The 13,160-nt window shown below is 41.4% G+C and carries 10 protein-coding genes, 1 tRNA gene and 1 CRISPR repeat array; of the genes, 7 read left to right on the top strand and 4 right to left on the bottom strand.

Going from position 1 to position 13,160, the window contains the following annotated elements; translation table 11 throughout:
• The first annotated feature begins 103 nt into the window (after positions 1–103).
• The 4 genes from cas4 (at position 104) to CALSC_RS05425 (ending at position 5,433) form a co-directional block, all read left to right on the top strand.
• Positions 104–688 (top strand): CRISPR-associated protein Cas4, encoded by a 585-nt coding sequence (gene cas4 / locus CALSC_RS05440; RefSeq protein WP_088240386.1) that lies wholly within the window; start codon positions 104–106, stop codon positions 686–688.
• A gap of 2 nt (positions 689–690) precedes the next feature.
• Positions 691–1,668, top strand: a complete 978-nt coding sequence (cas1d, locus tag CALSC_RS05435) for a type I-D CRISPR-associated endonuclease Cas1d (RefSeq protein ID WP_088240385.1) — start codon at positions 691–693, stop codon at positions 1,666–1,668.
• A complete protein-coding gene (cas2, locus tag CALSC_RS05430; protein ID WP_088240384.1) occupies positions 1,665–1,958 on the top strand; it encodes a CRISPR-associated endonuclease Cas2 in 294 nt (97 codons plus the stop codon). Before cas1d ends, cas2 begins: the two co-directional genes overlap by 4 nt.
• 331 nt (positions 1,959–2,289) lie before the next feature.
• Positions 2,290–2,762: direct repeats of the CRISPR family, unit length 39 nt; unit sequence CTTTCAATTTAATGAATCCTGGAAACGGGATTGAAACAT.
• A 205-nt stretch (positions 2,763–2,967) separates the two neighbouring features.
• Positions 2,968–5,433, top strand: a complete 2,466-nt coding sequence (locus tag CALSC_RS05425; RefSeq protein WP_088240383.1) for a GH116 family glycosyl hydrolase — start codon at positions 2,968–2,970, stop codon at positions 5,431–5,433.
• A gap of 204 nt (positions 5,434–5,637) precedes the next feature.
• Here the strand turns inward: CALSC_RS05425 and atpC are convergent, their stop codons facing one another.
• The 4 genes from atpC to CALSC_RS05405 all read right to left on the bottom strand — a co-directional run bounded on the left by atpC (position 5,638) and on the right by CALSC_RS05405 (position 9,511).
• Positions 5,638–6,054, bottom strand: a complete 417-nt coding sequence (atpC, locus tag CALSC_RS05420; protein WP_088240382.1) for an ATP synthase F1 subunit epsilon — start codon at positions 6,052–6,054, stop codon at positions 5,638–5,640.
• A gap of 105 nt (positions 6,055–6,159) precedes the next feature.
• Positions 6,160–7,611 carry a F0F1 ATP synthase subunit beta gene (atpD, locus tag CALSC_RS05415; RefSeq protein ID WP_088240381.1) on the bottom strand — a complete coding sequence of 484 codons (1,452 nt, stop codon included), beginning with the start codon at positions 7,609–7,611 and terminating at the stop codon, positions 6,160–6,162.
• 696 nt (positions 7,612–8,307) lie between these two features.
• A complete protein-coding gene (locus CALSC_RS05410) occupies positions 8,308–9,225 on the bottom strand; it encodes a HEAT repeat domain-containing protein (RefSeq protein WP_088240380.1) in 918 nt (305 codons plus the stop codon).
• 58 nt (positions 9,226–9,283) lie between these two features.
• Positions 9,284–9,511: a hypothetical protein gene (locus tag CALSC_RS05405; protein WP_088240379.1), complete on the bottom strand. Its 228-nt coding sequence runs from the start codon at positions 9,509–9,511 to the stop codon at positions 9,284–9,286.
• A 46-nt stretch (positions 9,512–9,557) separates the two neighbouring features.
• Between CALSC_RS05405 and CALSC_RS05400 the strand changes: the two genes are divergently transcribed.
• The 3 genes from CALSC_RS05400 to CALSC_RS05390 all read left to right on the top strand — a co-directional run bounded on the left by CALSC_RS05400 (position 9,558) and on the right by CALSC_RS05390 (position 12,887).
• Positions 9,558–9,974 carry a hypothetical protein gene (locus CALSC_RS05400; RefSeq protein WP_088240378.1) on the top strand — a complete coding sequence of 139 codons (417 nt, stop codon included), beginning with the start codon at positions 9,558–9,560 and terminating at the stop codon, positions 9,972–9,974.
• Positions 9,975–10,104: 130 nt separating this feature from the next.
• The gene (locus CALSC_RS05395) at positions 10,105–12,690 is read left to right on the top strand and encodes a GAF domain-containing protein (RefSeq protein WP_088240377.1); all 2,586 of its coding nucleotides are present in this window, start codon (positions 10,105–10,107) and stop codon (positions 12,688–12,690) included.
• 125 nt (positions 12,691–12,815) lie between these two features.
• Positions 12,816–12,887: transfer RNA gene (locus CALSC_RS05390), tRNA-Thr, on the top strand.
• Positions 12,888–13,160 lie beyond the last annotated feature (273 nt).

Below are 13,160 nucleotides of genomic sequence, written 5' to 3'. Positions count from 1 at the left end.
CTTATTGCCTAGGATAGTATTGTTTGACTAAAGGACTATCAATTATCAACCGTCAGCTGAAAAATGTCCTAATTTGACTGGCTATAGCTATAACAATTAAAACATGAATGAACAAAATTATTTACCCCTTGCATATTTAAATGCTTGGGAATATTGTCCTCGTCGATTTTATTTGGAATATGAATTGGGAGAAACCGCAGACAATGAATATATTATTATTGGTCGCCATTTACACCGTAATATTAATAAAGAAGGTACGTGTATTGAAGGGGATACAATTATCTACCGTCAACAATGGGTGTGGTGCGATCGCCTTTTGATTAATGGTATTATTGACGCTGTTGAACAAAGAGATAATCAACTGATTCCCCTTGAGTACAAAAAGGGAAGAATGAATAATCATAGTTGCGATCATTTTCAATTATGTGGTGCAGCTTTATGTTTAGAGGAACGCACTGGCAAAATTATTACTCAAGGGGAAATTTTCTATCACGCTAACCGTCGCCGGGAATTAGTATTTTTTACAGATAAATTACGTAAAGATACTGAGGAAGCTATTGCGGCAGCGAGAGAATCTCTGAAAAAAAACATACCAACTCCAATCGATCATTCTCAAAAATGTCGAGACTGTAGTTTAAAAAATATTTGTTTACCAAAAGAAGTGAAAAAATTGCGCTCAGAGGTTTAATTATGTCTGTACTTTACGTTACTCAACCTGATGCAGTTTTAAGCAAAAAACACGAAGCTTTTAAAGTCGCTCTCAAGCAATCTGATGGGAGTTGGGAAAAACGTTCCGTACCAGCTCAAACTGTTGAAGAAGTTGTGTTGATGGGTAATCCCCAAATTACTGGAGATGCTTTAGCTTATGCCCTAGAATTGGGAATGCCTGTTCATTATCTTTCTTATTTTGGCAAACATTTAGGTTCTACACTTCCAAGTTATTCCCGTAATGGTCAATTGAGATTAGCTCAATATGGTGCATATTCTGATCAAAACCAGAAGTTAGAAATAGCTAAAACAATTGTTGCTGCTAAAATTCATAACCAATATACCGTTCTCTATCGCCACGGTCAAAAAGATAATATTCTGAAAGTCAGGAAGCAATTAGTTACAGAAAAAACAACTCTTGATGAAGTGAGAGGGGTTGAAGGCTTAGCAGCACGAGAATATTTTGCTTGTTGGTCGGAAATATTAGAAAAAAAGTGGGGATTTAGTGGCAGAAATCGCCGTCCACCAACTGATGCAATTAATGCTTTACTAGGTTTTGCCTATGGACTGTTACGAGTACAAGTTACGGCAGCGGTACACATAGCAGGTTTAGACCCTTATATTGGTTATCTACATGAAACAACTCGCGGTCAACCAGCAATGGTGTTAGATTTAATGGAAGAATTTCGTCCCCTTGTTGCTGATAATTTGATTTTTGCAGTTGTCAGCCATAAAGAAATTAAGCCTAATGATTTTACCGAAAGTTTGGGTGCATATCGTCTTGGAGAAAATGGGCGGAAAATTTTTTTGCAAGCATGGGAACGGAAAATGAATGATGAATTCAAGCATCCGACTTTTGGCTATCACTGTAACTATCGACGTGCAATTGAACTACAAGCACGTTTATTCAGCCGCCATTTACAAGAAAAGATTCCTTACAAACCATTGACAAGACGATGAAAACGTTATTTTATCTCATCATTTATGATTTACCAGATACCAAAGCAGGTAATAAGCGTCGCACAAGACTGCATAAGCTGCTCTCTGGTTATGGAAAATGGACTCAGTACAGTGTATTTGAATGTTTTTTAACTAAATTACAGTTTGCTAAACTCAAGGTGAAGATAGAAGAATTAATTAAGCAGCAGGAGGATTCAATCCGTATATATGTGTTAGATTCCCTAGCTGTACGCAAAACAATTACTTATGGTTCTGAAGAACCTAAACACAATCAAACGATTATTTTGTAATAGTTTGCTAGGATATTTTTGACCAAAAAAGAAAAGGATACAAGCCCCCGGATTTATCCGTGGAAAAAGAAAAAGTATTTTCCTTATTCAAGCCCCTCTATTTATCGATGGGGTAACTGATAACTGATAACTGATAACTGAAATGACGGGGGAAAGCGAGGGCGAAAACCCCAGGGGCCCGGTCAAAACGCTAGAACCTTGAAAATTCAATACTTTCAGCGTATTTACTGTTCTATGTTGTTGGTTCCTAAGTCTCTGAAAAGGGGTTTTGTAAGTGCCCCGTCAAAATCTGCTCTGGATATAGTGTTATAACTGAGTTGTGGCTGGCGGACTTTCAATTTAATGAATCCTGGAAACGGGATTGAAACACATTGCTGCCAGTTTATTTAGATAACCACAAAAAACTTTCAATTTAATGAATCCTGGAAACGGGATTGAAACATGAAATTGCTTGGGGCTGGGGAAGGATCTGCAACTCTTTCAATTTAATGAATCCTGGAAACGGGATTGAAACATTTAAAATCTAACCTTATTGATCCAACCCCACACCCTTTCAATTTAATGAATCCTGGAAACGGGATTGAAACATGGCAAATAACCGGGACTCCCCCAATTTCAAAACCCTTTCAATTTAATGAATCCTGGAAACGGGATTGAAACTATTGATGTGCATTCAGTTAGCGATCGGGAAACTTTCAATTTAATGAATCCTGGAAACGGGATTGAAACCAAATACAGATATTTCCTCTAGAAGCGATCGCAACACTTTCTATTTAATGAATCCTGGAAGCGGGATTGAAACGATATATCAGCTTCCCAATCATTATCGCCAATGTCCCTGAACTTTCAATTTAATGAATCTCGGCAACGGGGATAAAAACATGGATGCACCCTGTAGTTGGGATTAACCATGTTTTTATTCCCAATAGAAGCGACAATATGTTTTACGGTATTTTCATAGGTAAACCGCAGATTTATCGGTGGAATCAATCTAAAACTGAAAATTGTCATGACAAATCAATCCGTATCAGAAATTCCTGTTTGTGCTTGGAGTCGTCCCATCGGTTTAGGCTGGGATAACCCCTATACTGTTCGCTACCCTAGCAATATTGATGATGGTCCTTGGCAGGGAATGCCTCTAGGCGGTTTCGGTGCGGGTTGTATTGGTCGTTCTTCTCGGGGAGATTTTAACCTCTGGCAAGTTGATGGAGGGGAACATGTCTTTCAAAATATCCCTGGTTGTCAATTCAGCGTATTTGAATCAACTACCACATCTTCCCAGGCTTATGCCTTATGTACAACAGCTCCGGAGAATGGTAGTTTAGCAGCTTGGCAATGGTATCCTAGTATTGGAAAAAACCAAGAGAATCATAGTCTTCAATCTAAAATCCAAAATCCAAAATCTAAAATTGCTACGGGAACTTATCATGCTTTATATCCCCGTAGTTGGTTTGTTTATGAAGATGTATTCACAGCAAACCTGAGTTGCGAACAGTTTTCCCCAATTTGGGCAAATAACTACCAAGAAACTAGTTATCCAGTGGGGGTATTTCTCTGGAAGGCGCACAACCCCACTAACGCACCCATAACTTTAAGTATCATGCTTACTTGGGAAAATATGGTGGGTTGGTTTACTAATGCTCTCAAATCCCCGGAAGTAAAGATGAGGGATGATGGTAGTCCAGTTTATGAATATCAGCCCCGGTTGGGTGAAAGTAAAAATAATTTTAATTGTTTAGTCGAAAATACTGATGCCATTGCCTGTGTGATGGGGCGCATGGGTATGAATGAACCCATCCAAGAAGGTGAGGGAACTTGGTGTATTGCAACTCGCAAACATCCCCAGGTAGAAATATTTCACCATACCCGGTGGAATCCTCTGGGTACAGGGTCAGAGTTATGGCAGAGTTTCACAGAGGATGGTTCTTTACCCAATGTTGTTAATGAAACTCCTGCCCAAGATGGAGAACAAATTGGCACAGCTTTGGCTGTACGTTTTACTCTCCAACCAGGAGAAAGTTTAGAAATCCCCTTGATTTTGTCCTGGGATTTACCAGTAACAGAATTTGCTGCGGGAGTTAATTACTATCGAAGATATACTGACTTTTTTGGTCGTAGTGGTGACAATGCCCAAGCGATCGCCTTGACTGCACTGCAACAATACCAAGACTGGCGAGAACAAATTCAAGCATGGCAAAAACCAATCCTGAATCGCCCAGATTTACCTGATTGGTTAAAAATGTCACTCTTAAATGAATTATATGACCTCACCAGTGGTGGTACTCTATGGAGTGCAGCCACAACAAAAGACCCCATTGGGCAGTTTGCGGTGTTGGAATGTTGGGATTACCGTTGGTATGAAAGTCTGGACGTACGACTTTATGGCTCTTTTGGGCTGTTGCTCCTGTTCCCAGAGTTAGAGAAGTCTGTAATTAGGGCTTTTGCTAGAGCAATTCCCCATAGTGACGATCGCACCCGAGTAATTGGCTATTACTATACTATGGGGGCGGAAAGTCATCTGGCAGTTCGCAAGGTAGCAGGTGCTACACCCCATGATTTAGGGGCACCCAATGAACATGTCTGGGAAAAGACTAATTACACTGCTTATCAAGATTGCAATTTGTGGAAGGATTTAGGGGCTGATTTTGTCTTGCAAGTGTATCGAGACTTCCTACTCACGGGTTCTGATGATGTGGAATTTCTGGCAGATTGTTGGGATGCAATTGTGCTCACCCTCAACTATCTGAAAACCTTTGATATTGATGGGGACGGGATTCCAGAAAATTCTGGGGCACCGGATCAAACCTTTGATGACTGGAAATTACTAGGTGTGAGTGCTTACTGTGGTGGATTATGGTTAGCAGCCTTAGAAACTGCGATCGCTATTGGTAATATCTTAAGTAGTAGTTCTGTAGACACACCGTTTATAGCACCTCCACAGACCATAATTAATACTTATGGAGCATGGTTAAAACAATCACGGCTCATCTACGAAGAAAAACTGTGGAATGGGCAATACTACCGCTTGGATAGTGAGACTGGTTCCGATGTGGTTATGGCAGACCAATTGTGCGGACAATTTTATGCTCGTCTATTAAATTTACCCAATATTGTCCCCATAGATCACACCCTTTCTACCCTGAAAACAATTTACAATGCCTGTTTCCTCAAATTTTGCGATGGTAAATTTGGAGCTGCTAACGGTGTACTTACCGATGGTTCTCCAGAAAATCCCCAATCCACCCATCCCCTAGAAGTGTGGACAGGGATTAATTTTGGACTTGCTGCTTTCCTCATACAAATGGGAATGAAAGATGAAGGGTTAACCCTGGCAAAAACAGTAGTGCAGCAAATCTATGATAATGGCTTACAGTTCCGTACACCAGAAGCAATTACTAGTACAGGCACTTTCCGTGCAAGTACTTATTTAAGACCAATGGCAATCTGGGCGGTTTATTTGGTTTTGGGTGAGTAGTTAGGAAGAGGCAGGGGAGCTGACACAAATAAATAATGCTGTGGGCGAATCGGTTGGGGTATTACCAATTATGCCCATGTAACCAGTATTTCATCGCGTTTCAACGTGCTTGGTTTATTAGCCCGCAATTCATTGCAGGGCGGGAAAGGATGACAACGCCAGAGTAATGGGCGCTAACTAAATAGCGCCCAAATTGGCAATAAATTAGGACATACCACCAGCAGCTTGAAACCGGGCGCGAGCACGTTTAAAAGCTTGGGTTGCTTGGATTTTTTCTTGGCGATCCTCATCTGAAACCTGGTCAAGACGGGTTTGTGCTTCATTAAACTCAGCACGAGCTGATTCCAAATCAATAGAATCACCTCTTTCCGCGCCATTCACCAAAATAGTGAGTTCATTTTCCTCGACTTCCGCGAATCCACCCATAAGGGCAATGGGAGTCCAATCTTTTTGATTTTTGTCGCCACGTACTCGCATTACGCCAGTATCTAAAGCTGTCAACATGGGTGCGTGTCCACTGAGGACACCTAGTTGACCCGTGGTGCTGGGTAAAATGACCTCTTCTGCTGAGGCATCCCACACCGTTTTATCTGGGGAAATTACACGAACAGTTAACGTCATTGGAGATAATTGCTGAGTGGGAATTGCTACTTGGGATATTTGGGAAGTGGTAATTGGTAATTGGTAATAAAATGCTATTACCCATTACCCATTACCCATTACCCATTAACCTTTTTTCATCTTTTCTGCTTTAGCGATCGCTTCATCAATATCGCCAACTAAGTAGAAAGCTTGTTCTGGTAGGTCATCCAACTCACCAGCAAGAATCATCTTGAAGCCTTTGATGGTATCTTCTAGCTTCACATACTTACCGGGGGAACCAGTGAATACTTCAGCAACAAAGAATGGCTGAGACAAGAAACGCTCAACTTTACGAGCACGAGCCACAATCAAACGGTCATCTTCAGACAATTCATCCAAACCAAGAATGGCAATAATGTCTTGAAGTTCCTTGTAACGCTGCAAGGTAGACTGGACAGCACGGGCAGTTCCATAGTGGTCTTCACCGACAATGTTGGGCTGTAACATGGTGGAAGTAGAATCCAGGGGATCTACAGCAGGATAAATTCCCTTAGATGCCAAACCCCGAGACAATACGGTGGTTCCATCCAAGTGAGCAAAGGTAGTAGCAGGTGCGGGGTCAGTTAAGTCATCCGCAGGTACATATACCGCTTGAATGGAGGTAATGGAACCTTCTTTGGTGGAGGTAATCCGCTCTTGCAGTGCCCCTACGTCAGTACCCAAAGTGGGCTGATATCCTACCGCAGAAGGCATTCTTCCTAACAGAGCCGATACTTCTGAACCAGCTTGGACAAACCGGAAGATGTTATCCACAAACAATAGTACGTCTTGCTTGTTTACATCCCGGAAGTATTCCGCCATAGTTAAGCCAGAAAGACCAACCCGCATTCTCGCTCCGGGTGGCTCGTTCATTTGACCGTATACTAGAGCAATTTTTGATTCATTCAGGTTATCAGCGTTGATAACCCCAGACTCAATCATTTCGTTGTAGAGGTCATTACCTTCACGGGTACGTTCGCCCACTCCAGCAAATACAGATACACCACCGTGGTTCGTTGCAATATTGTTGATCAATTCCATCATGATCACGGTTTTGCCCACACCAGCACCACCGAATAGACCAATTTTGCCCCCACGACGATAGGGAGTTAACAAGTCAACAACTTTAATCCCTGTTTCAAATACAGAAGGTGTGGTTTCCAATTCTGTAAGTTTGGGTGCATCGCGGTGGATAGGTAATTGTTCCTGTGTATCTACAGGACCTCTATTATCCACTGGTTCGCCGAGAACGTTGAAAATCCGTCCCAAGGTGGCTTTACCAACGGGCACGCTAATGGGAGCACCAGTATCAACCGCTTCCATACCGCGTACTAAGCCATCAGTAGAACTCATGGAAACAGCCCGCACTTGGTTATCACCTAGCAGTTGCTGTACTTCGCAGGTAACTGAAACTTCTTGTCCAGCTTCGTTAGTGCCTTTGATGGTCAAAGAGTTATAGATGGGAGGCATCTTACCGGTAGCAAATTTGACATCTACGACCGGACCAATAATTTGGGTAATGTAACCAATGTTTGTTTTTTCTGCTGTGGTGACCATGCTGAGCCTATTGATTTGAGAGCTATATTTCAGATAGGATCCAGAAAGACATAAGCTTAAGGAATGTCATCTTCAAGATTAGCACTGAACGACCCTAATATTCGGCATAATATTGATTTTTTAAGCCGGAATAAACTGAATTAGAAAATAGGTTATCACGGTACGGGGATCGGTGGAACGTAGGGAGAAGTGTGGGAAGTGTGGGGAGTGTGGGAAGTGTGGGGAGTATGGGAGTAGGGAAAAATAAAAAACAGCCCTCCCTGTTTAAGAACCAAGGAGGGCGTGCCATGCCATTTCACTATAAGGTTTAATCCACTTCCTCTGGGGATGATTCCGCAAATTTTCCAAATTTTTCAGCTATCTATCCTTGGTTCCTATATTTTCTCGGATTTATTTTTCAAATTGGTATCACCTGTTGCCTGTTCCGGAATAACTATTTGATTCGACTTATTGTGTAAATACTTATACCAATTTATCTTCAACCGCGAGAAGGCTCAAATTAGACACAGAAGTCGCATCTTGTGGAGGAGTTACACTTGAACAACTCAAATCTTACGTTGAGAATCAAAACAGTCTTGGCAATCAAAGGGGAATCGAGTCCCCTTGATTGTCCACCGCCCGGGTACTCCTACCACACCGCAGGTTGGTGGTGAGGAAATTGCAGAGGTATAGATGGAGTAAAGAGATAAGAATACCTCAATCCCAGTCGTCTGCTTCGGAATGTTTCTGAATTTGAGAAATCGCCAATTTAATTACTGACTGCACCCCCGTTTCCTTTTCCTGGGTTAGGGCTGCTCGCAACGGCTCTAGGACAGAATCATCGCAGATTTTCATCAATGCCAAAGCAGCCGATTTGCGGCTTTCTGCTCTGGGATGATTTAGTAATTCTAAGAGAGGGGGAACTGCTGGTTTGTGAGCTAGATTCCCTAAAACTGCTGCGGCTTCGCTACGCACAGTTTCCGAGGGATCGGCAAGAGTATTAATCAAAATATCAAAAGCTCCTGCTTGAGGATCTTCTTGAGCTATTTTTGCGATCGCAGTCACTACCGCAGCACGAACTCCTTCTGAATCAGATTCAAGTGCTTTGTACAAATGTTCTTTTGCTTCTGCACCAATAAATGCTAGAGCCCACGCTGCATGTCCTTTGATACTTTCTGGATGGTTGGGAGACTCCAGTATCTTTAATAATTCTGGTACGGCTAGTTCTCCTGTTCTTGCCAAAGCACCTACTGAAGAACCTTGAACTACCGTATCTTCATCATTGAGGAAGGCACGAACTAAAGTGGGAATAGCTTGAGGATCGGCGATTAAAGTTAATGTTTTAGCACAGGCTCCCCTGACAACGGGGTTGGGGTGATTTGCCAAAGCTGCCATTAACACGGGAGTTGCAGGTTCGCCAATTTCTCCCAAGGTTTCCGCAATTCTCAACCGGGTTATTTCCCGAGAATCGGCGAAACTCTCCACCATCTGCTGCATCAACTCCTGATCATTGTAGTCAAAGGTATGTAGCGTGATTTGTTCTGTGACTGTTTCAATTAAAGCATCTGTTTGGGCTTGTATCTGCAAGATTGCTTCATTCCCAGCTTGAGTATCGGAGTTGAGCGTATTACTCATTATTAATTACCTATCACCTTCGACTGAGAATTATGAGATTAATTGGATTACTCTGAATTTATTGATTCTTCTGTTGCTGACGCAACCCTTCGAGAATACTGTCAATTTTATTCAGCTCTGGTTCTAGTTGAGCCATAACTGCTGACCTTGTCAACTTCGCTTTTTTCCCCGCTTCCATTGTGTCATTAACTAGGCGTTGGCGATATAATTCAAATTCAGCAATCACTTCTGTTAATTCTTCATTGGTTGCCTGTTCTGTTGTGGTCATTTCTGAAGGTTCACTCATATTTTCTCCTGCAACATCTATCAATAATTTATAGACAATTTATAAAATGCCCATATTTACGATCTTCTCAGATTGGGTTACTCCCTGGCAAATTTTTATGATATTGATTTTTGTAAAAAATTATTACCATCTAGTTGAAGTTAGTCAGAGGCAGAGGAGCAGGGGAGTAGGGGAGCAGGGAGCAGGGGGAGTGTGGGAAGATGGGGAAGAGAGGGAAAGAGAGAAAGAGGGAAAGAGGGAAAGGCAAAAAGCTTATTACTTCTTGATTCTTCCGACACTTCCGACACTCCCCACACTTCCCACCCTGCAAGACTTATTAAGACTTAACTGCTACGAGCACCTTTTCCCCCTGCTTCTTATGATCAAGGGGTGGGGGCACACTCTCCCAATACCACATCATATTGTAGAGTTCTTTACATACCTTTCTTTATTTGAGCTTGACAACTGTAACTTTATATACTAGTAAAGAGAAAAAGTCTTTCTTTGTTCAGTACATTTTCTGTTAATTCACAGGTTATATTAAACACGGAGCTAGATAACTATTTTACCTTCCTATTTTTTTAAGCCTTAATATATAACCAACTAATTTAAATATGTCAGTGTCTCAAACCAGTCACGGTGAAACTACGGATTTAATTATGGGTGTTCCCCATGCGAAAAATAGAGAGTTGCCACCAACTTCTACCTCTGGAGGCACTATCACCCAACAAAAAGGGACTATTTCCTCTTTTTTAGCACCTCTAACTCCAGATACTTTTAAGCAGGTTGTTAAGGATGTAGAGCAAAAATTACAAATTGTCAATCAAACCCTGTCAATGCTAGATTCTCAGGGATTTGAGAGCATTTTGCAAGAAATGTTGCAGTCCATAACCTTGAAAACTGGAGAGTTACTGGGAGCAGATAGGACAACAATATTTTTATTGGATGAAGACAAACAACAACTATGGTCAATTGTAGCCGGTGGAGAGGGCGATCGCTCTCTGGAAATTCGCATTCCATCTGATAAGGGGATTGCTGGGGAGGTAGCAACCCAGAAGCTAACTATTAATATCCCTGTGGATTTTTATGACGATCCCCGTTCCTATTTCGCCCAAGAGCAGGAAAGGATTAATGGCTATCGGACTTACTCCATGTTGGCTTTGCCTTTATTGAATGGGGAAGGGAAATTGGTGGCTGTGGTACAGTTGTTGAATAAGTTAAATCCTGGCTCCATGCCAGATAAACCCCTAGAAGAAAGAATTGATACTCAGGGATTCAACAATACTGATGAGGAATTATTTCAGGAATTTGCACCTTCCATTCGCTTAATTTTAGAATCATCGCGCTCCTTTTATGTGGCTACCCAAAAACAAAGAGCAGCAGCAGCGTTGATGAAAGCGATTAAATCCTTATCTCAAAGTAGCCTGGACTTGGAAGATACTCTCAAGCGGGTGATGGATGAGGCAAAGGAATTAATGAATGCCGATCGCAGTACACTATGGTTAATAGATAGCGATCATCAGGAATTATGGACTAAAATTACTCAAAATGATGGTTCGCGTAAAGAGTTACGAGTCCCTATAGGTAAGGGTTTTGTGGGTCAGGTAGCCAATTCTCAAACAACCTTGAATATTGGTTTTGATCTATACGACCATGCGGATTCTGACACTGCCAAACAAATTGATAAACAAAATGGCTATCGTACCTGTAGTTTATTATGTATGCCGGTTTTCAATGCCGATCAGGAATTAATTGGCATTACCCAACTGGTAAATAAAAGGAAAAAAGGGAATTTCTCTAACTATAACCCTGCTGATTGGCCAAAAGCTCCCGAATGCTTTCAAGCTAGTTTTGATCGCAATGACGAGGAGTTTATGGAAGCTTTCAATATCCAAGCTGGGGTTGCTTTACAAAATGCTAAATTGTTTGCCACTGTTAAGCAACAGGAGCAAATGCAGAGAGACATTCTCCGTAGCCTTGCTAATGGGGTTATTTCTACTGATAAAACAGGTTATGTAGTTGCTGCTAATGAAAGTGCGAAAAGTTTGCTAGGTTTGTCCTCCCAAGAACGTTTAGAAGGACAATTAATTAGTAATCTGATCCACATTAAAGAAGGTAATTTTAGTCAGTGGTGTACAGATGCTTTAAAAGCAGATGAATCAACATGCCACGAACAATATTATCCTGATCGCACTCTTTTATCTAACACTGAAGAACAGCGCAGTATTAACTTATCTATTAATACCATTGCTGATGCTAGGGACCAAACCCAGGTACGGGGAGCATTGGTGGTTATGGATGATATTAGTGATGAAAAGCGGCTGAAAAGCACCATGTACCGCTACATGACCCAGGAATTAGCAGAAGAACTATTGAAACTAGATGATGCTAAACTAGGTGGCGATCGCAAGGAAGTTTCCATTTTATTCTCAGATATTCGTGGCTATACCACCTTGACAGAGAACCTAGAAGCAGAAGAGGTGGTGGGTATGCTCAATGAATATTTTGAGTCTATGGTGGAGGCTGTCTTTCAATATAAAGGTACTTTAGATAAATACATTGGCGATGCCATCATGGCTGTATTTGGCTCTCCCCTACCCTTAGAAGAACATGCTTGGATGGCTGTGCAGTCATCCTTAGAAATGCGCCATCGTCTACAAGAATTTAATGCCCGTCGCCATGTAGAAAATAAGACCCCCATTAAAATTGGTATGGGGATTAATTCTGATGTTGTCATTAGTGGCAATATTGGTTCCAGCAAACGTATGGAATTTACTGCCATTGGTGATGGAGTAAATCTAAGTTCTCGTTTAGAAAGTGTCAGTAAGCAGTATGGTAGTGATATAGTTATCAGTGATAAAACTTACTTCCATTGTCAAAATTATGTTTGGGCAAGGGAATTAGATTATATCCGTGTCAAAGGTAGGAATGAGCCGGTAGGAATTTATGAATTATTAGGTTTACGCTCCGATTCCATTAGCAGTGAAAAAATGCAGGTAATTGAGCATTACCAACAAGGACGTAAGCATTACTTAAATTGTGACTTTCATCGGGCTCAGGCAGATTTTGATAAAATAGTCGCAATTGATAAAAGCGATCGCCCTGCCCTCTTACATTTACAGCGCTGTCAGTATTGGTTACAAAATCCACCCACTGACAAAACTTGGGATGATGGTGTATGGACATTTAAGGATAAGTAAGCATTATTAGCGGAAAATGTCAATCCAAAATCCAAAATTATTTGACTTGACGAGAAAAAGAAACTGCCTTATTCTATAAAAGTTTGCCGGTGAGAACATCATCGTTAAAACTTAATCTTGTCAATGCCGGCATGGCTCAGTGGTAGAGCAACCGCCTTGTAAGCGGTAGGTCATCGGTTCGAATCCGTTTGCCGGCTTTAACTATTGAAAACTATATATACCAACCAAACCCAGTCCCAACAATTATTTTGACTGGATTTTAATTCGCTACGCGGGAAGTAAGAAAGAAGCAGTCAGTTAAATTATTTGCCTTTTATAGCAATGGACATATCGGTTAGGACAATATTGTTCTACTCAAAAACTGTCAACCACCAACTAACAACTAACAACTATCAACTGAAAAAATCCTGTGGTGGGGCTAAGGAACTCTTAACGGGGAAATATTAACAGTTTTACCCCTATTTTTTCCA

The sequence above is a fragment of the Calothrix rhizosoleniae SC01 genome (genome assembly GCF_900185595.1).
In the GTDB taxonomy this organism is placed as follows: domain Bacteria; phylum Cyanobacteriota; class Cyanobacteriia; order Cyanobacteriales; family Nostocaceae; genus Calothrix_A; species Calothrix_A rhizosoleniae.
Note: the sequence above shows the minus strand (reverse complement) of the source record. Positions and strands in the feature narration are given on the sequence as shown.

Excerpts from the sequence above, each read along its gene's own strand:
- CALSC_RS05405 (WP_088240379.1), bottom strand. The coding sequence starts at position 9,511 with ATGAGTGAACCTTCAGAAATGACCACAACAGAACAGGCAACCAATGAA.
- atpD (WP_088240381.1), bottom strand. The coding sequence starts at position 7,611 with ATGGTCACCACAGCAGAAAAAACAAACATTGGTTACATTACCCAAATT.
- CALSC_RS05395 (WP_088240377.1), top strand. The coding sequence starts at position 10,105 with ATGTCAGTGTCTCAAACCAGTCACGGTGAAACTACGGATTTAATTATG.
- CALSC_RS05400 (WP_088240378.1), top strand. The coding sequence starts at position 9,558 with ATGCCCATATTTACGATCTTCTCAGATTGGGTTACTCCCTGGCAAATT.
- cas4 (WP_088240386.1), top strand. The coding sequence starts at position 104 with ATGAATGAACAAAATTATTTACCCCTTGCATATTTAAATGCTTGGGAA.
- CALSC_RS05410 (WP_088240380.1), bottom strand. The coding sequence starts at position 9,225 with ATGAGTAATACGCTCAACTCCGATACTCAAGCTGGGAATGAAGCAATC.
- atpC (WP_088240382.1), bottom strand. The coding sequence starts at position 6,054 with ATGACGTTAACTGTTCGTGTAATTTCCCCAGATAAAACGGTGTGGGAT.
- CALSC_RS05425 (WP_088240383.1), top strand. The coding sequence starts at position 2,968 with ATGACAAATCAATCCGTATCAGAAATTCCTGTTTGTGCTTGGAGTCGT.
- cas1d (WP_088240385.1), top strand. The coding sequence starts at position 691 with ATGTCTGTACTTTACGTTACTCAACCTGATGCAGTTTTAAGCAAAAAA.
- cas2 (WP_088240384.1), top strand. The coding sequence starts at position 1,665 with ATGAAAACGTTATTTTATCTCATCATTTATGATTTACCAGATACCAAA.